Below are 21,692 nucleotides of genomic sequence, written 5' to 3'. Positions count from 1 at the left end.
AGGATCACCAACCAACCCCAGCCGCCAGCAGGCAAATGGTCCCCCCTTGGAGGAGACGTGGTCAGCGCGCAAACACGTGTGCGGAAACCGATCTACAAGCACCTCTACTTCTGGGTGCTGGTGTCGATCGTGCTCGGCGTGGTCGTCGGGTACGCCTTCCCCGCGCAGGCTTCGGGTATGAAGTGGCTGGCCGACTTCTTCATCGCGCTGGTCAAGGTGGTCATCGCCCCGACGATCTTCTGCACGATCGTGGTCGGCATCGCGGGCCTGGGCAACCTGGCCAAGGCGGGCGGCCTGGCGCTGCGGACGATCCTCTACTTCACCGCGATGACGACGGCGGCCCTCGCCATCGGCCTCGTCGTCGTGAACCTGGTGCAGCCGGGCCACCACGGTCCGTCGATCCCGCTGAACGACGACGCGGCGGCCAAGACCCTCGCCGACGCCCAGAACGCCGAGACCGGCGTCACCGGCTTCATCCTCGGCCTGGTGCCGAAGTCGTTCCTCGGCGCGTTCACCGACGGCCAGCTGATCCAGGTGCTGGTCATCGCGGTGCTGGTCGCGGTGGCCGTGGCGGGCATGGGGAAGCGCGGCGAGAAGGTGGTGGCGGCGCTCGACACGGTCGCCAAGGTCATGTTCGGCGTCATCAAGATCGTCATGTACGCGGCGCCGATCGGCGCGTTCGGCGGCATCGCCTACACGATCGGCAAGTTCGGCGGCTCGATCCTGGGCAAGCTGGCCTGGCTGATGGGCTCGTTCTACGCGACGTGCCTGCTGTTCATCGTGGTCGTGCTGGGCAGCGTGTCGCTCTACGCCGGGTTCTCGATCTTCAAGTTCCTCCGGTACATCAAGGACGAGTTGCTCATCGTGCTCGGCACGTCGTCCTCCGAGACGGTGCTGCCCCGGATGCTGGTGAAGCTGGAGGCGGCCGGCGCGGACAAGTCGGTGGTCGGCCTGACCATCCCGACCGGCTACTCGTTCAACCTGGACGGCACCTGCATCTACCTGACCATGGGCGCGATCTTCATCGCCCAGGCGACGGGCGTCGAAGTGGGTCTGGGCACCCAGATCGGCCTGCTGCTGTTCATGCTGCTGGCCAGCAAGGGCGCGGCGGGTGTGACCGGCGCCGGCCTGGTCACGCTGGCGGCCTCGCTGTCCGCGTTCGAGGCGAACAGCGCCATCCCGGCGGTCGGCATCGCGCTGATCGTGGGCATCGACCGGTTCATGTCCGAGGCGCGGGCGATCACCAACGTCATCGGCAACGGCGTGGGCGCGCTCGTGGTGGCCCGTTGGCAGGGTCAGCTGGACAAGGACCGGTTGCGCGAGGTCCTGGACAACCCGTCGCAGGTCGACGTGGACGCGCTGATGGACCGTCAGCACGGTGACGACGACGATGACGCCGCCGACCGTGAACCGGTGGGAGCGGCCAGCCGCTAGGACCACCCGACAGCCATCCGGCCGTGAGCCCCCGGCGTCATCGCCCCTCTCCCCCCAGTCAGGCGACGGCACGGGGGCTCACCTGCGCGTTCACGAGTCCCGGAAGTGGATCGGGGCGTGTAGGCAAGCTCTCACCGACGCGCGCGGCGGCTGTCAAGGAGTTATGCTTACCAACGCGTAACAAGCCGGCTCCGGTATCGCACCAGCGGGCCGAATCGTTACGCATCGACGACCGAGATCACCCGAAGGATGGTGTGGTTCGGTTTCGCGACTGTTAAAGTCGCGTCAACACGCGGGCCATCGTCGTCCCGTGCCCAGCACCCGGATTCCAGGACCTGGACACGAGGACTCGTTCTTTCAAGGACGACGAAGGAGGTCTGCGCAGTGATCTTCTCCGCCATCCCGTCCCCGCAGGGGCTCTACGACCCCGCCGCGGAACGTGACGCTTGCGGTGTGGCGATGGTCGCCGACATCAAAGGCCGGCGCTCGCACGACATCGTCGTCGACGCGCTCACCGCGCTGGCCAACCTGGAGCACCGCGGCGCGGCCGGCGCCGAGCCGACCAGCGGCGACGGCGCCGGGATCCTGCTGCAGCTGCCGGACGCGTTCCTGCGGGACGTGCTCGACTTCGAGCTGCCCGAGCCGGGCGCGTACGCGGCGGGCATCGCGTTCCTGCCCGCCGACCCCGAGGACCGCGCGAAGGCGGTCGAGCTGGCCGAGCGGGTCGCCACCGAGGAGGGCCTCGAGGTCCTGGGCTGGCGCGACGTGCCGACCGCTCCCGACCACGCGGACGTCGGCCCCACCGCGCGTTCGGTGATGCCGCACTTCGCGATGCTGCTCGTCAAGAGCGAGACCGGCCGGCAGGGCATCGAGCTGGACCGCCTCACGTTCGCCCTGCGCAAGCGGGTGGAGCACGAGAGCGCGGCGGCGGACGTCGGCACGTACTTCCCGTCGCTGTCGTCCCGGACGATCGTCTACAAGGGCATGCTGACCACCGGCCAGCTGCCCGCGTTCTTCCCCGACCTGCGCGACGAGCGGCTGGCCAGCGCGATCGCCCTGGTCCACTCCCGCTTCTCCACGAACACGTTCCCGTCGTGGCCGCTGGCGCACCCGTTCCGGTACGTCGCGCACAACGGCGAGATCAACACGGTCCGCGGCAACCGGAACCGGATGCGGGCCCGTGAGGCGCTGCTCGCGTCCGACCTCATCCCGGGCGACCTGACCAGGCTGTTCCCGATCTGCGACCCGGAGGGGTCGGACTCGGCGAGCTTCGACGAGGTGCTGGAGCTGCTGCACCTGGGCGGTCGGAGCCTGCCGCACGCGGTGCTGATGATGATTCCCGAGGCGTGGGAGAACCACACCTCGATGGACCCGAAGCGCCGCGCGTTCTACGAGTTCCACGCCAGCCTGATGGAGCCGTGGGACGGACCGGCGTGCGTGACGTTCACCGACGGTTCGCTGGTCGGCGCGGTGCTGGACCGCAACGGTCTGCGCCCGGCCCGCTGGTGGCAGACCGCCGACGGCCGCGTGGTGCTGGCCTCCGAGACCGGTGTGCTGGACGTGCCGCCGGACCAGGTGGTGGCCAAGGGCCGCCTCCAGCCGGGGAAGATGTTCCTGGTCGACACGGTCGAGGGTCGCCTGGTCGAGGACGACGAGGTCAAGGCGAAGCTGGCCGACGAGCTGCCGTACGACGAGTGGCTGCACGCGGGTCTGCTGGAGCTGGCGGACCTGGCCGACCGCGAGCACGTGCTGCAGAGCCACGAGGCCGTGGTGCGGCGCCAGCTGACGTTCGGCTACACCGAGGAAGAGCTGCGCATCCTGCTCGCCCCGATGTCCACCACGGGCGCGGAGCCGTTGGGCTCGATGGGCACGGACACCCCGGTGGCGGCGCTGTCGCAGCGCTCCCGGCTGCTCTACGACTACTTCGTGCAGAACTTCGCCCAGGTCACGAACCCGCCGCTGGACGCGATTCGCGAGGAGATCGTCACCAGCGTGTCGCGGGTGATGGGCCCGGAGCAGAACCTGCTGGAGTCGGGCCCGGTCAGCTGCCGGCACATCAAGCTGACCTACCCGGTGATCGACAACGACGAGCTGGCCAAGCTCATCCACATCAACGACGACGGCGACCTGCCGGGCTTCGCCTGCACCGTCCTGTCCGGACTGTACGAGGTGGACGGCGGCGGGGCCGCGCTGGCGGCGGCGATCGAGCGGGTGCGCCGCGAGGCGTCCGAGGCGATCGCGAACGGCGCCCGCACGCTGGTGCTGTCGGACCGCGACTCGGACCACCGGATGGCGCCGATCCCGTCGCTGCTGCTGGTGTCCGCGGTGCACCACCACCTGGTGCGCACCAAGGAGCGGCTGCGCGTGGCGCTGGTCGTGGAGACCGGTGACGCCCGCGAGGTGCACCACGTGGCCGCGCTGCTGAGCTACGGCGCCGCCGCGGTGAACCCGTACCTGGCGTTCGAGACGATCGAAGACATGATCAGCACCGGCGCGGTGACCGGAATCGACCCGCGCAAGGCGGTCCGGAACTACGTGACGGCCCTGGTCAAGGGCACGTTGAAGATCATGTCGAAGATGGGCATCTCGACCGTCGGCGCGTACACGGCGGCACAGGTGTTCGAGGCCGTCGGCCTGTCGAAGGACCTGCTGGACGAGTACTTCACCGGCACGGTGTCGAAGCTCGGCGGCGCGGGCCTGGACGTGCTGGCGGAGGAGGTGGCGCTGCGCCACCGCCGTGCCCACCCGGACAACCCGACCGACCGCGTGCACCGCAAGCTCGAGGTGGGCGGCGAGTACGCCTACCGCCGCGAGGGCGAGCTGCACCTGTTCTCGCCGGAGACGGTGTTCCTGCTCCAGCACGCCACGAAGACCGGCAAGCAGGACGTCTACCGGCGCTACACCGAAGAGGTGGAGCGGCTGGCCCGGATGGGCGGCACGCTGCGCGGCCTGTTCTCGTTCAAGGACGAGGGCCGCACGCCCGTCCCGATCGACGAGGTCGAGCCCGTCTCCTCCATCGTCAAGCGCTTCAACACCGGCGCCATGTCGTACGGGTCGATCTCGGCGGAGGCGCACGAGACGCTGGCCATCGCGATGAACCGGCTCGGCGGCCGGTCCAACAGCGGTGAGGGCGGCGAGGACCCGGAGCGCCTGTACGACCCGGAGCGGCGCAGCGCGGTCAAGCAGGTCGCGTCCGGCCGGTTCGGCGTCACCAGCGAGTACCTGGTCAACGCCAGCGACATCCAGATCAAGATGGCGCAGGGCGCGAAGCCGGGCGAGGGCGGGCAGCTGCCCGGCTACAAGGTGTACCCGTGGATCGCGCGGACCCGGCACTCGACGCCGGGCGTGGGCCTGATCTCCCCGCCGCCGCACCACGACATCTACTCGATCGAGGACCTCGCGCAGCTGATCCACGACCTGAAGAACGCCAACGAGCAGGCCCGCGTGCACGTGAAGCTGGTCAGCGAGGTCGGCGTCGGCACGGTCGCGGCGGGTGTGGCGAAGGCGCACGCGGACGTGGTGCTGATCTCGGGTCACGACGGCGGCACCGGCGCGTCACCGCTGAACTCGCTCAAGCACGCGGGCACGCCGTGGGAGATCGGCCTCGCCGAGACCCAGCAGACGTTGCTGCTCAACGGTTTGCGCGACCGGATCACCGTGCAGGTGGACGGCGCCATGCGCACCGGCCGGGACGTGGTGGTGGCCGCGCTGCTGGGCGCGGAGGAGTTCGGTTTCGCGACCGCGCCGCTGATCGTCGAGGGCTGCGTCATGATGCGGGTCTGCCACCTGGACACCTGTCCGGTCGGCATCGCCACGCAGAACCCGGAGCTGCGCAAGCGCTTCACCGGTCAGGCCGACCACGTGGTGAACTTCTTCCACTTCGTCGCCCAGGAAGTGCGGGAACTGCTGGCGTCACTGGGTTTCCGCACGATCGACGAGGCCGTCGGCCACGCCGAGCTGCTGCAGACCGACGAGGCGATCGAGCACTGGAAGGCGGCAGGGCTGGACCTGTCGCCGGTGTTCGAGGTGCCCGTGACGCCGTACCACACGGCCAAGCGCAAGGTCCGCGAACAGGACCACGGCCTGGCGCAGGCGTTGGACCGCACGCTGCTCCAGCTCGCCGACGCGGCGCTCAACGACGCCCGCCCGGTGCGGCTGGAACTGCCGCTGCGCAACGTCAACCGCACCGTCGGCACGCTCCTCGGCGCCGAGGTGACGCGGCGGTTCGGCGGTGACGGCCTGCCCGACGACACGATCCACGTGACGTTCACCGGCTCGGCCGGGCAGTCGCTCGGGGCGTTCATCCCGCGCGGCATCACGCTGGAGATGATCGGCGACGCCAACGACTACGTCGGCAAGGGCCTGTCCGGCGGCCGGATCATCGTCCGCCCGCACCCGGACGCGCCGTTCGCCGCCGAGCAGCAGGTCATCGCGGGCAACGTGATCGGCTACGGCGCCACGTCCGGCGAGATCTTCCTGCGCGGACGCGTCGGTGAACGGTTCTGCGTGCGGAACTCGGGCGCGCTGGCCGTCGCCGAGGGCGTGGGCGACCACGCGTTCGAGTACATGACCGGCGGCCGGGCCGTGGTGCTCGGACCGACCGGCCGCAACGTCGCCGCCGGCATGTCCGGCGGTATCGCGTACGTGCTGGAACTCGACCCGGCGGCGGTCAACCCCGCCATGGTCGAACTCCAGCGGCCCGGCGCCGAAGACCTGCGCTGGCTGCGCGAAGTGGTGGAACGCCACCACCAGCTCACCGGTTCGGCGGTGGCCGCGTCGCTGCTCGGCGACTGGCCCCGGCGTTCCGCGTCGTTCACCAAGGTCATGCCCGGTGACTACCAGCGCGTGCTCGAAGCGATGAGGCTCGCCCGCGCGGAAGGCAGGGACGTCGACCAGGCGATCATGGAGGCCTCCCGTGGCTGACCCGTACGGTTTCCTCAAGCACTCCCGTGCCGAGCCGAAGAAGCGGCCCGCCGGCGAACGGCTGTCCGACTGGAACGAGGTGTACCTCGACGTCCCGCCGGAGAAGCGTGACGCCGACGTGCGCGTCCAGGCGACCCGGTGCATGGACTGCGGCATCCCGTTCTGCCACTCGGGGTCGGCCGGGTGCCCGCTGGGCAACCTGATCCCGGAGTGGAACGACCTGGTGCGCCGGGGCGACTGGGAGTCGGCGTCGGACCGGCTGCACGCGACGAACAACTTCCCCGAGTTCACGGGCCGGTTGTGCCCCGCGCCGTGCGAGGCGGCGTGCGTGCTGGCGATCAGCCACGACGCGGGCGGCGCGGTCGCGATCAAGCGGGTCGAGCAGACCATCGCGGACGTGTCGTGGGAGCAGGGTTACGTGCCTCCCGTGCAGTCGCACGTGGCGTCGGGTCGGCGGGTGGCGGTCGTCGGTTCCGGCCCGGCCGGGCTCGCGGCGGCACAGCAGCTGACGCGCGCCGGGCACGAGGTCACCGTGTTCGAGCGGGACGACCGGCTCGGCGGGCTGCTGCGGTACGGCATCCCCGAGTTCAAGATGGAGAAGAAGGTCCTCGACCGGCGGCTCGCGCAGCTCCGCAAGGAGGGCACGAAGTTCGTCACCGGCTGCGAGGTCGGGGTGGACCTGACCGTCGAGGACCTGCGTTCGCAGTTCGACGCGGTGGTGCTCGCGGTGGGCGCCCTGCGCGGCCGTGACGACACGACCACGCCGGGGCGTTCGTTGCAGGGCATCCACCTGGCCATGGAGCACCTGGTGCCCGCGAACCGGGCGTGCGAGGGCGACGGCCCGCCCGCGATCGACGCGGCCGGCAAGCACGTCGTGATCATCGGCGGCGGCGACACGGGCGCCGACTGCTACGGCACCGCGTCCCGGCAGGGTGCGGCGTCGGTGCTGCAGCTCGACCAGTACCCGATGCCGCCCTCCACGCGGGACGACGCGCGGTCGCCGTGGCCGGTGTGGCCGTGGATCCTGCGCACCTACCCCGCGCACGAGGAGGCGGGGGAGCGGAAGTTCGCGGTCGCGGTGGAGAAGTTCGTCGGCGACGAGTCGGGGCACGTGCGGCACATCCAGCTGCGCAAGGTGCGGGTGGAGAAGGACGCCTCCGGTCGCCGTCAGGTGGTGCCGACGTCCGAGGAGGTCGAGGTGCTGCCGGCGGACCTGGTGCTGCTGGCCATCGGCTTCGAGGGCGTCGAGCACATGCCGCTGTTGGACGGGCTCGGCATCCAGCTCACGTCGCGCGGCACGATCTCGTGCGGCTCGGACTGGCAGACCCAGTCGTCCGGCGTGTTCGTCTGCGGTGACGCGCACCGTGGCGCTTCGCTGGTCGTGTGGGCGATCGCCGAGGGCCGTTCGGTGGCCAACGCGGTGGACCGCTTCCTGACCGGCTCGTCCGACCTGCCGTCCCCGGTGATCCCCAACATGCTCCCGCTCGCCGTGGTGTGAGATCGGTTCATCGACCGACTGTGATGCCTGGCCGCTCCGACAACGACGTCGGGGCGGCCTTCACCTTTCGCGGCGGACCTGTTCCAGGGCTTCGGTGACCTCGGCGGCCGGCTTTTCCGGCCCTTGTTCGCTATCGAGACGCTGATCCGGCTTCAGGTGCCCTTCACCCACGTGACGCAGGAGGCGACCCGACGTCCAGTCGGGGCAGGTGGGGACCGGTGTCATCGGGGCCGCACCGTCCACTGGGGACACCAGCAGCTCGGTCCGGGTGACGATTTCGGTCCGGTAGCGGTCGAAACCCAAGCCTGCTATGCCGCCACGCCACCCCGCACACGCCAATGCGGCTAAACGCTGGTCACCGCACGGACCGAACGGATGTGGCCGACCAGGAACTCGCGGTGTTCGCCGCGCGGGGCGCAGTTGGCTTTCAGGTTGCCCGCGGCGTGGTCGACGGGGGTGATCACGTGCTTCACGGTGCTCCTCGGGCCGTTCGCCACGGCGATCTCCACCGACGTCCGCGTCACCAACGCCTCCGCCAGCAGCGCCACCTCCGAATCGCGCAGCACCAGCGACTGGTCCCGCAGCAGCCGCACCGTCCCCATCCGCCGCGACTCCACCGGTGACAGCACGACCTTCGGCCTCGGCCGCTCCCGCTCCACCAGCGCCAACGCCAGCTTCGTCAACTCCTCCCCGGTCAACGGCCGCCGCCACCCGCCCGTCGTCCCGCGCACGACCGCGGGCGGCTCGACCCGGCGCCGGGGCACCCGCTCCACCACCGGCATCCCCTCCGCGGTCGACGTCGTCGGCGCGTAACCGGCCGCCCGCAGCAGCGCCAACGTCTCCGGCGCGGGCTTCGCGGACGCCAGGACCGTCGGCCCCAACGGCTGCAACGACAGCTGCGCCAACGACCGGTGCCCGGCGATCTCGCGCAACAGCACCGGGTCCTCCGCCCGCACGCAGCACGCCACCGGCGTCACGGTGATCCGCCCGTGCTGCCGCGCCACCTCCCGCACCAGCCGCTCCAACGTCGCGGGCACGCCGTGCGAAGCCACCGACGCCAACCGCGCCAGCAACGCGTCCGGCTCGTGCCCCGCGTCCAACGCCCGCCGCACGCTCGCCCCGCTGAACCGCCACCCGCCCGCCGAACCGTCGGCCGCGAGGTCGAGCACCGCGCTCAGCTCCCGGCACGGCAACCCGGCCACCACGGCGGTCAGATCAGGCCGCAGGTGGGCCGTGGTCGCGGCCGGCGGCACGAACCGGTCGGCAACCGAGCCCGCCTCACCAGCCAACACCGCCCGACCCAACGCGGTGGCCGCGCCCGATGCCACCAGACCCACCGACTCGGCCTCCACCAACGCCGCCTCGGTCGCCGCCCGGCCGTGCACGGCGGGCCGCGTCCACACCAGATCCGCCACCACCTCGTCCCGGTGCTCGTACGCCTCGTCCTCACCCAGTCGCGCGTACTGCTCCAGCACGCCCCGCCTGGTCCGGTCGCCCGCGTCCGCCGAGGCCTCGGCCGCCGACCGCTGCCTGCCCGGCGTCCACGTCATCCGCGGCCACGCGTCGGCCAACGCGGCCAGCCGGTCCGCCGGCGGCTCGGCACGCCACCCGTCCGACCGGCTGGTCGGCACCAGCCTGCCGTCGTCCACCGCGAGCAACCGCGCCTCCACGGCCAGCTCCACCCACAGCCGCGCCAACGCCTCGTCCGCGCACAGCACACCCGCGACCCGCCGCAGCTCCCGCAACCCCACCCCGGTACGGCACGCCACCAGCTCCACGTCGCACAGCTCGACCAGCCGCGTCACACCATCCACAGTGGACGTCGCGGCCGCGGTCGCGGCCCGGTCGGCGGAACCCCGGTTCCGAACGCCGACGCGGGGCGCACGCGGCGCGGGCGTGATGCGGCGCGGCGGCTCGTCCTCCAACAGCCGCAGACCGGGCGAGCTGATCAACCGGTCACCCGCCGGCCACAGCAGCGCCCGCGCGCGCAACTGACCCAACGTCCGCTTCAGCTCCGCCCGCGACGCCTTCCCGTTGCACCGCAACCGTTCCGCCAACGCGTCGACTCCGGCCGCGTCACCCAGCCGCACCGCGGTGTCCAGCACGTCCCGGCAGGCCTGGTCCAGACCGTCAACGGCCGCCCGCACCGACGCCGTCGTGGTCAACTCGTCCGCCAGCGCCGGTAAGGAGTGGGGACGGCGGTCGGCGGCGTCCTTGCGCAGCGCCAGGATGCCCCGGATCTCCTGTGCGTCGAGCCCCCGCAACCAGCCGGCCAGCGCCGATTTCCTACCCACCCGGCCGATTATGCACAGAACGCGACAACTCGGTCATGCACAGCGATAGAGCGTCCGAATGAGCCGACGAATGGACGAACGTAAGCTGTGCGCCGTGGAATTCAGCGGCTTCGGCGAACACGCCATCGACTTCTACGACGGGCTGGAGGTCGACAACTCCAAGGCGTACTGGGAGGACAACAAGCACGTCTACCAGCGCGACGTGCGCGCCCCCATGGAGGCGCTGCTGGCCGCGCTGGAACCCGAGTTCGGCAAGGGAAAGGTGTTCCGACCCTATCGCGACGTGCGGTTCAGCAAGGACAAAACCCCTTACAAGAACCACTGCGGCGGCGTGGTCGAGCTGGGCCGCGGCGGCGGCGCGCACTACGTCCAGATCGGCACCGAGGGCGTGTTCGTGGCAGGCGGGACGTTCGCCATGGCGTCCGACCAGCTCGCCCGCTACCGCGAGTCGGTCGCCGACGACGTGCGCGGCCGGGCCCTGGAGAAGCTGCTCGCGAAGCTCGCCAAGACCGGCTGGGAGCTGCACGGCGACAAGCTCAAGCGGGCGCCGCGCGGCCTCGACCCGGACCACCCGCGGATCGAGCTGCTCAAGCACAAGCGCCTCTACGTGGCGAAGGTGTGGCCGCCGGACGACGTGCTGCACGAGCCGGAGTGCCTGGACCGGGTCCGCGACGCGTGGCGCGAGGTGACGCCGTTCGTCGACTGGTGCGCCGACCACGTCGGGCTCACCGAGGTCGGCTTCCGCTGACCGCTGACCGCTGACCGCTGACCGCTGACCGCTGACCGCTGACCGCTGACCGCTGACCGCTGACCGCTGACCGCTGACCGCTGACCGCTGACCGCTGACCGCTGACCGCTGACCTGACGGCTGACCGCCGACTGTTGACGCCGACGGCTTCGCAGGCGTCGCCCGCCAGGGGACCCCTGATTTTATTCTCCCAGAGGGGTCCGACAATTTCGGCGGCGCGAGCGTGCCACCTAGCGTGTGACCTAGCGTGTGACCTAGCGTGTGACCGAGCGTGTGACCGAGCGTGTGACCGAGCGTGTGACGAGGTAGCCGAGACCGATCCCGGCCACGTCGACCAGGCCGTCCAGCACGTCGCCGCCGCGCCTCAGCGGGGTGATGAGCCACTGCAACACTTCCGAGACCGCGGCGTAACAGATCAGACCGGCGAGCAGCGGTGTGAGCGGCAGCCGCGCGTACCGCCCGGTGGCCATGAGCAGCGCGAACAGCAGGAAGTGCACCACCTTGTCGGTGCCCGGTGGCGCGGTGGGCACACCTGACTGCGGGGTGAACAGCACGATGACGCTGAGCAACGCCGCGACCACGAACGGAAGGATTCTGACGCCCACAGGGCAGATTCTGCCTGTTTCGGGGACGTTACCCCCCGGTACATCCTGATCGGTCCAGTGACAGCGACTACGCTACTGAAACGTGAGTCGACGCGCGAAGATCGTCTGTACGCTAGGTCCTGCCACCGCGACCGAGGACAAGGTCAACGAGCTGGTAGCGGCCGGCATGGACGTGGCCCGGATGAACTTCAGCCACGGCAGCCATGCCGACCACAAGCAGGTCTACGACCTCGTCCGATCGGCCGCCGACGCCTCCGGGCGCGCGGTCGGCATCCTGGCCGACCTCCAGGGCCCCAAGATCCGGCTCGGCCGGTTCGCCCACGGCCCCGTCGAGTGGCGCACCGGTGACATCGTCCGGGTGACCGTCGAGGACGTCGAGGGCACCCACGACCGGGTCTCCACCACCTACAAGCAGCTGGCGCAGGACGCCAAGGTCGGCGACCGGCTGCTGGTGGACGACGGCAAGGTCGGCCTGACCGTCACCGAGGTCGACGGGCCGGACGTGGTCTGCGAGGTCACCGAGGGCGGCCCCGTCAGCAACAACAAGGGCCTCTCGCTGCCCGGCATGGACGTGTCCGTGCCCGCGCTGTCCGAGAAGGACATCGAGGACCTGGAGTTCGCCCTCAACCTGGGCGTGGACTTCATCGCCCTGTCGTTCGTGCGCTCGCCCGCGGACATCGACCTGGTCCACCAGGTGATGGACCGCGTGGGCCACGGCCGCAAGCCGGTGATCGCCAAGGTCGAGAAGCCGGAGGCGGTGGACAACCTCGAAGCGATCGTGCTCGCCTTCGACGGCGTCATGGTCGCCCGCGGTGACCTGGGCGTGGAGCTGCCGCTGGAGCACGTGCCGCTGGTGCAGAAGCGGGCGATCCAGATCGCCCGGGAGAACGCCAAGCCGGTCATCGTGGCCACCCAGATGCTCGACTCGATGATCACCAACTCCCGGCCGACCCGCGCCGAGACGTCGGACGTCGCCAACGCGGTGCTCGACGGCGCGGACGCGCTGATGCTGTCCGGTGAGACGTCGGTCGGCCGGTACGCCATCGAGTCGGTCAAGACCATGGGCCGCATCATCGAGGCCGTGGAGACCGAGTCCACCGTGGTCCCGCCGCTGACGCACGTCCCGCGCACCAAGCGCGGCGTGATCTCGTACGCGGCGCGTGACATCGGCGAGCGGCTGAACGCGAAGGCGCTGGTCGCGTTCACCCAGTCCGGTGACACGGTGCGGCGGCTCGCCCGCCTGCACACGCCGCTGCCGCTGCTGGCGTTCACGCCGGAGCAGAGCGTGCGCAGTCAGCTTTCTCTCACCTGGGGCACCGAGACGTTCCTCGTGCCTAAGGTGGACTCGACGGACGAGATGGTCCGCCAGGTGGACCTGTCGATGATCGACATCGGCCGGTACCAGCCGGGCGACCTCGTCGTGGTCGTGGCAGGCTCGCCGCCTGGCACCATCGGCTCGACGAACCTCATCCGGGTGCACCGCCTGGGGGAGGACGACCACGCTTAGGAGATGACGTGACCGAGGCTGCCCGCGCCGCGGCATCCGCCGAGTTCTCGGGAGTTCCAGACGTTCCACTGGACGCCGACGGCGTACCGCACGGGCAGCCCGTTCTCGATCGTCTCGTCGCTCTGCTCGACCTGGAGCGCATCGAGGAGAACATCTTCCGCGGGGTGTCGCCCGCCGAATCGCCCGTGCGGGTGTTCGGCGGGCAGGTCGCCGGTCAGGCCCTCGTCGCGGCCGGCCGCACCGTCCCGCCGGAACGCCGGGTGCACTCGCTGCACTCGTACTTCATCCGCGGCGGTGATCCGACGGTCCCGATCGTGTACGAGGTGGACCGCATCCGGGACGGTCGGTCGTTCACCACCCGGCGCGTGGTCGCCATCCAGCACGGCAAGGCGATCTTCGCTTTGTCGGCGTCGTTCCAGGTGGACGAGCCGGGGATGGACCACCAGGAGCCGATGCCCGCCGTGCCGTCGCCGACCTCGCTGCCCACGTACGCCGAATCGGCGGCCGGGTACCGGGAGAAGGTCGGCATGGCCCGCCTGCCGCGCCCGATCGACATCCGGTACGTGACCGAGCCGCCGTGGCGGGCCCGCGACGACGGGCCGGGCGAGGCGCGCAGCCAGGTGTGGATGCGGGCCGACGGCAAGCTGCCGGACGACGACATGCTGCACGTCTGCGTGCTGGCGTACGCGTCCGACTTGACCCTGCTCGACTCGATCCTGGTCCGCCACGGCGTGTACTGGGGCACCGACAAGGTCCTGGGCGCGAGCCTCGACCACGCCATGTGGTTCCACCGCCGCTTCCGCGCCGACGAGTGGTTCCTGTACGACTGCGCCTCCCCGTCGGCGTCGGGAGCGCGCGGCCTCGCCACCGGCCGTTTCTACAGCCACGACGGCCAGTTGGTGGCTACCGTGGTGCAAGAGGGCCTGCTTCGGGTGATGTGATGAACCTCCCTCGACGCGCGCTGCTCAGCCGCTAAGCGCTCAGCGCGTCCCACAATGCCCGGACGTGGTGTTCCCTGGTCGATTCCGCGCCGATGGCGACGCGGACGGCGAACCGGCCGTTGACGGTGGTGTGGGTGATGAACGCGTCGCCGGACGCGTTGACGCGGTCCATTGCGGCTTTCGTGGTCTCGTCGCCGTTCTTGTGGGCGATGGTGAGCAGCGAAAGGGAGCGCGGGGTGACGAGTTCCCAGTTCTCGTCCGCGGCGATCCACGATTCCAGCAGCGCCGCCAGCTCCACGTGGCCGCGCACGTGGTCCCGCACGCCCTCCAGGCCGTACCAGCGCAGCACCGACCACAGCTTCAACGCCCGGAACCGGCGGCCCAGCGGGATCTGCCAGTCGCGGTAGTCGACCACCGCCCCCGATTCCGTCGCGGGGTTGCGGAGGTATTCCGGCAGGATCGCGAGGGCGTCCACCAGCACGTCCGGGTGCGCGGTCCAGAACAGTGACAGGTCGAACGCCGTCAGCATCCACTTGTGCGCGTTCACGGTGAACGAGTCGGCGCGGTCGACGCCGTCGAACAGGTCCCGGAATTCCGGGCACAGGGCCGCCGGCCCGGCCCACGCGGCGTCCACGTGCAGCCAGATCCCGTGTTCCCCGCACAACGCGGCGATCTCGCGCACCGGGTCCACCGCGCCCGTGCCCGTGGTGCCGATCGTGGCGCACACCAGGACCGGCTTGCGGCAGCCCTCCACATCGGACCTGATCCGCTCCGCCAGGTCGTCCACGCGCATGGCCAGGACGTCGTCGACGGCGATCGACCGCACGGCCTGCTCGCCGAGCCCGGCTATGCGGGCGGCGCGTTCGATCGACGAATGCGTCTGCGACGACACGTACACCGTCTCCGAACCGTCCACACCGGACTGCCGCCACTTGCCGCCGGACTTTCGGTGCAGGGCGGCGAGGAGCGCGACCAGCGCCGCCGACGACGCGGTGTCCTGGATGACACCGCCGCCGAGGAACCGCTCCGGCAGGCCCATCGCCCCGACGAGTTCGTCCATCAGGTGCTGCTCCACCTCGGTGGCGGCGGGCGAGGTGGACCACAACATGCCCTGCACGCCCAGGCCCGACGACAGCAGGTCGCCCAGCACCGACGGCAGGGACGCGTTGGACGGGAAGTACCCGTAGAAACCGGGGTGCTGCCAGTGCGTGGTGCCGGGCAGCACGATCCGGTCCAGGTCCGCGAGCAGGCCGTCGAAGCCCTCGCCCCGCTCCGGCAACGCGGCCAGTCGGTCCCGCACCCAGCCGGGTTCTACCTGCGACTTCACCGGGAAGTCCGCGACGCGTTCGCGGTAGTCGGCGATCCAGTCGATCACCTCGTGGCCGATCCGGCGGAACTCGTCAGGGGTCATGCGCAGCAATCTAGACGCGCCACCAGCGGTTCCGAACGTAGGACTCTCGCGTCGCGAACGTAGGACACACGCGAGAGTCCTACGTTCGCGTGCCGAGAGTCGAACGTTCAGGTACCCCGAATTCAACGCTCGGGTACCGGTGACGGCGGCGAATGTGATCACGGCTACGCCCGCGCTGATGAAAGCCCGACGGTGGGGTGAGGGCACCGCGGACTCCTTTCACGACGTTGTGGACAGGAGGCATCGGCGGCGTGTAACAAAGTGGAACAACTCTGAAAATTGTCCGCACTGAAAAGGAAACAAGGGCGCCCAAACCGTGTCAAGGCTGCGCCTTCAGACCGGTAAATGCCGTGAAAAGTGCTGGAACAGCGGTGCGTCAGAGCTGCGGCACAGGCCCGGTGGACGCCCTGACCACCAGTTCCGTGGCCAGCTCCACGTGCAGCGCCTCCAGCTCGTGCCGGTCCAGCAGCCGCATCAGCAGGGTCACGGCCATCCGGCCCATCTCCTGCAACGGCTGCCGCACGGTGGTCAGTTCCGGCCGCGTCGCCCGGCTGAGGTCGAGATCGTCGAAACCCGCCACCGACAGGTCACGCGGCACGTCGAGGCCCCGTTCCCGGGCCGCGCGCAACGCGCCGACCGCCATCTTGTCGTTGAACGCGACCAGCGCGGTGGGCCGGTCCGCCAGGTCGAGCAGGCGGCGGGCGACGAGGTAGCCGTTCTCCGTGGTCGGCTCGTCCACGTGCCGCAGCAGCTCCGCCGACGGCAGCACGCCGACGTCCGACAACGCCGCCGCGTACCCGGCGAGCCGCCCGTCGCTGGCCAGCCAGTCGCTCGGCCCGCCGATGATCCCGATCCGCCGGTGCCCCGACTCCACCAGGTGGGACATCAGCCGGCGCGCGCCGGCGAAGTGCGCCGCGGACACCGACGCCACGTCACGCGGCAGCTCGGTGCGCGGGTCGACCACCACGAACGGGAACCCGCGGTCCCGCAGCCGGACCAGTTCCTCGGTCGGCTCCGGCGGCAGGATCAGGATCGCGCCGCCCACGTCCGACCGGCCCGCCAGGCCCGGCAGCACGGACGCGTGCCGGGCCGACGTGCCCGCGCTCAGCACGACCTGCCGGTGGTGCAGGGCCAACGTCTCGGCGACGCTGGAGACGATCAGCCCGAAGTAGTCGGTGAGCAGGTACGGGCAGCGCACGCAGATCGGGCCGATCGGCTTCGCGCCACGTGGTCTCGGCGCCTCCGCGCCCAACCCGGCGACGGCCTTGAGCACCAGTTCACGGGTGTGCTCGGAGACGTTCGCCTGGCCGTTGAGCACCCGTGAGACGGTGGCGATGGACAGGCCGGTCGCCCGCGCCAAATCCCGCACCGTCACCCTGGCCATCCGCGTGCCCCCCGTTCCAGCAGCGTTTCACAATGTTACAGGGCGTCGGACCGGCTTGACGCTCCGTGCATTCAGGGGTTTCGCACAGGTGCGCGCGGGCGCGGAATTAGGCAGGCTGTGCAGATGACCACCTCCGAGGCACCCGCGCGGATCGCCGTCACCGGGCTCGCCGTCATGGGCAGCAACCTGGCGCGCAACCTCGCCCGACACGGCTACCGCGTCGCCGTGCACAACCGCAGCCACGCCCGCACCAAGGCGCTGATCTCCGAACACGGCCACGAAGGCGACTTCGTGCCCGCCGAGACGCTGGAAGAGCTCGTCGCGAGCCTCCAGACACCGCGCCAGATCATCATCATGGTCAAGGCGGGCGGACCGACCGACGCCGTCATCGACGAGCTGGTGCCCCTGCTGGAGCCCGGCGACATGGTGATCGACGGCGGCAACGCGCACTACGCCGACACCCGCCGCCGCGAGGCCGCGTTGAAGGAAGCCGGGCTGCTCTTCGTCGGCGCGGGCATCTCCGGCGGCGAGGAAGGCGCGCTGAACGGCCCGTCGATCATGCCGGGCGGGCCGAAGGAGTCCTACGTGCACCTCGGCCCGGTGCTCGAGGACATCGCGGCCAAGGTCGACGGCGTGCCGTGTTGCGTGCACGTCGGGCCGGACGGCGCCGGGCACTTCGTGAAGATGGTGCACAACGGCATCGAGTACGCCGACATGCAGCTCATCGCCGAGGCCTACGACCTGCTGCACCGGGTGGGCGGCATGTCGCCCGCCGAGATCGCCGAGGTGTTCCGCGGCTGGAACACCGGCGACCTGGAGTCGTACCTGGTGGAGATCACCGCCGAGGTGCTCGGCCACGTGGACGCGGAGACCGGCGCCGCGCTGGTCGACGTGATCGCGGACGAGGCCGAGCAGAAGGGCACCGGCCGCTGGACCGTGCAGGAGGCGCTGGAGCTGGGCGTGCCGGTGACGGGCATCGCGGAGGCGGTGTTCGCGCGGTCCCTGTCCGGGCGGGCGGGGCAGCGGTCGGCGGTGCGGTCCGCGTTCGGTCCCGCCGAGGTGGCGGGCGGGCAGGACCCGTCGCTGGTCGAGGACGTGCGGCAGGCGCTGTACGCGTCCAAGGTCGTGGCGTACGCGCAGGGCTTCGACCAGATGCGGGCCGCCGGCGCCGAGTACGGCTGGGACCTGGAGCTGGGTGCGATGGCCACCATCTGGCGCGGCGGCTGCATCATCCGGGCCCGGTTCCTCGACCGCATCCGCGAGGCGTACGACAAGGAGCCGGAGCTGGCGTCCCTGCTCGTGGACGACTACTTCCGCGACGCCGTGCAGTCGGCCGAGGCGGCGTGGCGGCGGGTCGTGGTGAAGGCGGTGTCCGCGGGCGTGCCCGCGCCCGGTTTCGTGTCCGCGCTGGCGTACTACGACGGGCTGCGGTCCGAGCGCCTGCCCGCGTCCCTCATCCAGGGGCTGCGCGACTTCTTCGGCGCGCACACCTACCGCCGCACCGACCGCGAGGGCAGCTTCCACACCCTCTGGTCGGGTGACAGGTCTCAAGTGGACGCCTGAGGTCACTGCCCCGATCATGACCGGGTGCGTGATCGTTTCCACCGGAACCCCGTCACGGCCGGCTACCTGTCGGCCGTGGCGGGGCTCGCGCTGTTGATGCGGTTCGTCTTCGCCGACGGGATGTCGGCGCAGGTCCGGGAATCGCTGAGCACGAACGCCGACAACCTCGCCGACCACCCGGTCAACGCGTTGCTGGGCAGCGCGTTCGTCCTCGACCCCGTCGGCGACGGCCTGGTGACCACCGGTCTCGCCCTGGTCGTGGTGGCGGTCTGCCTGGGTGTGCTGGAACGCGAGGTCGGGCCGTGGCGCGCGGTGGCGGTGGCTCTGTTCGGCCACGTCGGCGCGACGCTCGTGACGGCTCTTGTCATCTCTTCGGGTGTTTACCCGTTCGACCTGACCGACGTGATCGACGTCGGCGCCGGCTACGTGGCGTTCACCGCGGCCGGCGCGATCACCGTGTTGGCGCCCGCGGTGCTGCGCGCGCCGTGGCTGGCGCTCCTCGTGGCCTACCCGTTGATGAGCGCCGAGTGGTTCGGCGCGGTGCCGGAGTTCGCCGCCGTGGGCCACGTCGCGGCCGTCCTCTTCGGACTGTGCGGCGGCGGGTTCGCGGTGAGCCGCGCCTACGCGGCGGTCGGCCGCTGACGCCCGCCCGGTAAGGCTCACCCGGCCGTTACCAGGGGTGACGACCCCCTTGGTGATCAACACGACCGGGTGGAATCCCTGTCAGATCGGCCACATCCTCGTCATCATGGTGTGGACGCGACCTGTGCGACGCGGGCTGTGCCGACACGTTCCCCTGTGCCGACACGGAGGTGCCACCGTGGCGACCCCTCACCACCGCGCCGGGGCCGAGTTCCGACTCGAAGCCTTCTGGCCGCGCTTCCTGCCGCCCTTAGCCCTGCCGTAGGCACCCCTCCCCCCGAACGACGACACCCCGCGCACCCGCGTGGGGCGATGACCCGTTGCTGCCCGAACCCGTTCGAACCGCTCGAACCCGCCCGAAAGGACCGACCATGAATCGGCCGCGCCCCAACAAGTCCCACGCCGGCGAGCACACCACCGCGGGCCCACCGGGCGGTCTCGCCGCCGTGCTCCGCCACGACCTGCCCGCCTCGGTCGTGGTGTTCCTGATCGCCGTGCCGCTGTCGCTCGGCATCGCCGTCGCGACCGGCGCGCCGCTGATGGCCGGGCTGATCTCCGCCGTCGTCGGCGGTGTCGTCGCGGGCGCGCTGAGCGGCGCGCCACTGCAGGTCAGCGGACCGGCGGCGGGTATGGTGGTGATCACCGCGGCGGTGATCACCGAGTACGGCTGGGCCGCCACGGCGGCCATCACCCTCGCCGCCGGCGCGGTGCAGATCGTGTTCGGCCTGAGCAAGCTCGGCCGGATCGCGCTGTCCCTGTCGCCCGCCGTGGTGCACGGGATGCTCGCCGGCATCGGCCTGAGCATCGCGGTCGGGCAGCTCGCCGTCGTGCTCGGCGGCACGGCGGCCACCTCCGTGTTCGACAACCTCGCCAAGCTGTTCACCACCGACGTGCGGTGGTCCGCGCTGCTGGTCGGCGTGCTCACGGTGCTGGCGCTGGTGCTCTGGCCACGGGTGCCGCGCGCCGCGTTCGTGCCCGCGCCGCTGGTCGCGGTGCTGGTGGCGACGGTGGCCACGTCCGGGTCCGACGTGGCCAGGGTCGACCTGCCCGACGACCCGCTCGGCCAGGTCGTGCTGCCGCAGATGCCGTCCGGCAGCTTCGGCGGCGTGGTGTTCGCGGTGCTGACCGTGGCCGTGGTGGCGAGCGTCGAGTCGCTGCTGTCCGCCGTCGCGGTGGACAAGCTGCACGACGGGCCGCGCGCGGACCTCGACCGGGAGCTGATCGCCCAGGGTGCCGCCAACGCGGTCGCGGGCGCGCTGGGCGGCCTGCCGGTGACCGGGGTGATCGTGCGCAGCTCGACCAACGTCGCGGCCGGCGCCCGCACCCGCGCGTCCACCGTGCTGCACGGCCTGTGGATCGCGGTGTTCGTGCTCGCGCTCGGGTCGGTGCTGGAGCTGATCCCGTTGGCCGCGTTGGCCGGTGTGCTGCTGGTGGTCGGCGCGCGGCTGGTGAGCGTGCGCCGGATGCGCGCGTTGTGGCGGCACGGCGAGTTCTCCGCGTACGCGGTCACCGCGATCGGCGTCGTGGCCCTCGGCCTGGTGGAAGGCGTGCTGCTGGGTGTCGCGGCGGCGGCGCTGCGGTCGCTGCACCGGTTGACCCGCAGCTCGGTGCGCATCGAACAGGAGCCGGACGGCTGGCGCGTGGTGATCCGCGGCTCGCTGGTGTTCCTCGGCGTCGGACGGCTGGTGCGCGGGCTGCGCGCCATCCCGTTGGGGCAGCGCGTGGTGCTGGAGCTGCACATCGACTTCCTCGACCACGGCGCGTACGAGGCGATCGACGACTGGCGCGTCGGCTACGAGCGGCTGGGCGGCCACGTCGAGGTGGACGAGGTGCACGACACCTGGTTCAGCAAGGCGACCAAGGGCATCCCGGCGCTGCGCAAGACCCCGCTGTCGCCGCTGCCGAGGTGGTTCGCGCCGTGGTCGCACTGGCAGCGCCACCACCGGGCCGTCGCCGTGCCCAGGCAGCGCGCCGACGCCGACCCGATGATCCGCGGCATGCGCGAGTTCGAGCGCACCACCGCGCCGTTGGTCCGCCCGTTCCTGGCCGAGCTGGCCGCGCGAGGCCAACGCCCGCGGCAGCTGTTCATCACGTGTGCCGACTCCCGCGTGGTACCCAACCTCATCACCACCAGCGGACCGGGCGACCTGTTCTGCGTGCGCAACATCGGCAACCTCGTGCCGCTGGACGGCGACGACTCCGTCGGTGCGGCGATCGAGTACGCGGTGGAGGTGCTGGCGGTCGACACGATCGCGGTGTGCGGCCACTCGGACTGCGGCGCGATGAAGGCGGTGGTGCACGGCTCCACCCGGCCGGGCTCCCGCCTGCACGCGTGGCTGAAGGCGGTCGAGCCGAGCCTCATCCGGTTCCACGCGAGCGAATCGGACCTGCCCGTGGTGGAGCGGCTCGCGGTGGCGAACGTCGCCCAGCAACTGGACAACCTCATGACGTACCCGAGCGTGCGCGAGGCCGTGGCGACGCGGTCCCTGCGCCTGGTCGGCATGTACTTCGACATCTCGGCGGCCCGCGTCTACCTGGTAGACCCGGAACGCGACAGCCTGGAGCCGGTGGTACGCGTGTAAGCCGATCCAAACGGGACCACCCCGCGAGGTCGCGTCGGTCGTTCGTGACTCATTTCCCGGCGATCACGCTTTTCGATCGCCGGGAAATCAGGCGCGAGCGACCGACTTCCCGGCGACCGAGCCGCCGTCCGCGGAGCGGCGGCCATCAAACACCGAGCCC

At 70.9% G+C, this 21,692-nt stretch carries 15 protein-coding genes; 9 read left to right on the top strand and 6 right to left on the bottom strand.

The window, feature by feature from the left end; all coding sequences use genetic code 11:
• The first annotated feature begins 57 nt into the window (after window positions 1-57).
• From dctA to FM051_RS11800, 3 genes are all read left to right on the top strand, one after another.
• Window positions 58-1,434, top strand: coding sequence for a C4-dicarboxylate transporter DctA (gene dctA, locus FM051_RS11810; RefSeq protein WP_158842968.1), 1,377 nt, complete (start codon window positions 58-60; stop codon window positions 1,432-1,434).
• Window positions 1,435-1,818: 384 nt separating this feature from the next.
• Complete coding sequence (gene gltB / locus FM051_RS11805; protein WP_158842967.1) at window positions 1,819-6,357, top strand: glutamate synthase large subunit; 4,539 nt, start codon at window positions 1,819-1,821, stop codon at window positions 6,355-6,357.
• Window positions 6,350-7,855 (top strand): glutamate synthase subunit beta, encoded by a 1,506-nt coding sequence (locus tag FM051_RS11800; RefSeq protein WP_158842966.1) that lies wholly within the window; start codon window positions 6,350-6,352, stop codon window positions 7,853-7,855. The genes gltB and FM051_RS11800 overlap by 8 nt, the downstream gene beginning before the upstream one ends.
• Before the next feature lie 60 nt (window positions 7,856-7,915).
• On the opposite strand, the gene FM051_RS11795 is transcribed toward FM051_RS11800, so the two are convergent.
• Both FM051_RS11795 and FM051_RS11790 read right to left on the bottom strand, forming a co-directional pair.
• Complete coding sequence (locus tag FM051_RS11795; protein WP_158842965.1) at window positions 7,916-8,158, bottom strand: maleylpyruvate isomerase N-terminal domain-containing protein; 243 nt, start codon at window positions 8,156-8,158, stop codon at window positions 7,916-7,918.
• A gap of 41 nt (window positions 8,159-8,199) precedes the next feature.
• Complete coding sequence (locus FM051_RS11790) at window positions 8,200-10,149, bottom strand: helicase-associated domain-containing protein (protein ID WP_158842964.1); 1,950 nt, start codon at window positions 10,147-10,149, stop codon at window positions 8,200-8,202.
• Window positions 10,150-10,243: 94 nt separating this feature from the next.
• On the opposite strand from FM051_RS11790, the gene FM051_RS11785 reads away from it, so the two are divergent.
• Entirely contained in the window at window positions 10,244-10,897 is a 654-nt protein-coding gene (locus tag FM051_RS11785; protein ID WP_158843457.1) for a DUF2461 domain-containing protein, read from the top strand.
• Here FM051_RS11785 and FM051_RS53980 read toward each other — a convergent pair.
• Window positions 10,875-11,066, bottom strand: coding sequence for a hypothetical protein (locus tag FM051_RS53980; protein ID WP_420803594.1), 192 nt, complete (start codon window positions 11,064-11,066; stop codon window positions 10,875-10,877). The two genes, FM051_RS11785 and FM051_RS53980, sit on opposite strands and share 23 nt — an antisense overlap.
• A gap of 85 nt (window positions 11,067-11,151) precedes the next feature.
• The gene (locus FM051_RS11780) at window positions 11,152-11,502 is read right to left on the bottom strand and encodes a VanZ family protein (RefSeq protein ID WP_158842963.1); all 351 of its coding nucleotides are present in this window, start codon (window positions 11,500-11,502) and stop codon (window positions 11,152-11,154) included.
• An 82-nt stretch (window positions 11,503-11,584) separates the two neighbouring features.
• Here FM051_RS11780 and pyk point away from each other — a divergent pair, with 82 nt between their 5' ends.
• Together pyk and tesB are read left to right on the top strand one after the other, a co-directional pair.
• Window positions 11,585-13,009: a pyruvate kinase gene (gene pyk, locus FM051_RS11775; RefSeq protein WP_158842962.1), complete on the top strand. Its 1,425-nt coding sequence runs from the start codon at window positions 11,585-11,587 to the stop codon at window positions 13,007-13,009.
• 8 nt (window positions 13,010-13,017) lie between these two features.
• Window positions 13,018-13,950 carry an acyl-CoA thioesterase II gene (gene tesB, locus FM051_RS11770; RefSeq protein WP_162470699.1) on the top strand — a complete coding sequence of 311 codons (933 nt, stop codon included), beginning with the start codon at window positions 13,018-13,020 and terminating at the stop codon, window positions 13,948-13,950.
• A gap of 31 nt (window positions 13,951-13,981) precedes the next feature.
• Here the strand turns inward: tesB and FM051_RS11765 are convergent, their stop codons facing one another.
• A complete protein-coding gene (locus FM051_RS11765; protein WP_158842961.1) occupies window positions 13,982-15,361 on the bottom strand; it encodes a pyridoxal phosphate-dependent decarboxylase family protein in 1,380 nt (459 codons plus the stop codon).
• A 376-nt stretch (window positions 15,362-15,737) separates the two neighbouring features.
• Window positions 15,738-16,745 carry a LacI family DNA-binding transcriptional regulator gene (locus FM051_RS11760; RefSeq protein ID WP_158842960.1) on the bottom strand — a complete coding sequence of 336 codons (1,008 nt, stop codon included), beginning with the start codon at window positions 16,743-16,745 and terminating at the stop codon, window positions 15,738-15,740.
• A gap of 123 nt (window positions 16,746-16,868) precedes the next feature.
• On the opposite strand from FM051_RS11760, the gene gndA reads away from it, so the two are divergent.
• The 3 genes from gndA to FM051_RS11745 all read left to right on the top strand — a co-directional run bounded on the left by gndA (window position 16,869) and on the right by FM051_RS11745 (window position 21,532).
• Complete coding sequence (gene gndA, locus FM051_RS11755; protein ID WP_158842959.1) at window positions 16,869-18,308, top strand: NADP-dependent phosphogluconate dehydrogenase; 1,440 nt, start codon at window positions 16,869-16,871, stop codon at window positions 18,306-18,308.
• A gap of 24 nt (window positions 18,309-18,332) precedes the next feature.
• Window positions 18,333-18,950: a rhomboid-like protein gene (locus tag FM051_RS11750; protein WP_158842958.1), complete on the top strand. Its 618-nt coding sequence runs from the start codon at window positions 18,333-18,335 to the stop codon at window positions 18,948-18,950.
• A 371-nt stretch (window positions 18,951-19,321) separates the two neighbouring features.
• Window positions 19,322-21,532 carry a SulP family inorganic anion transporter gene (locus FM051_RS11745; RefSeq protein ID WP_158842957.1) on the top strand — a complete coding sequence of 737 codons (2,211 nt, stop codon included), beginning with the start codon at window positions 19,322-19,324 and terminating at the stop codon, window positions 21,530-21,532.
• Window positions 21,533-21,692 lie beyond the last annotated feature (160 nt).

Source organism: Saccharothrix deserti (assembly GCF_009769385.1).
GTDB classification, from domain to species: domain Bacteria; phylum Actinomycetota; class Actinomycetes; order Mycobacteriales; family Pseudonocardiaceae; genus Actinosynnema; species Actinosynnema deserti.
The sequence above is the reverse complement of the archived record's forward strand: the minus strand, read 5'-3'. Positions and strand labels throughout refer to the sequence as shown.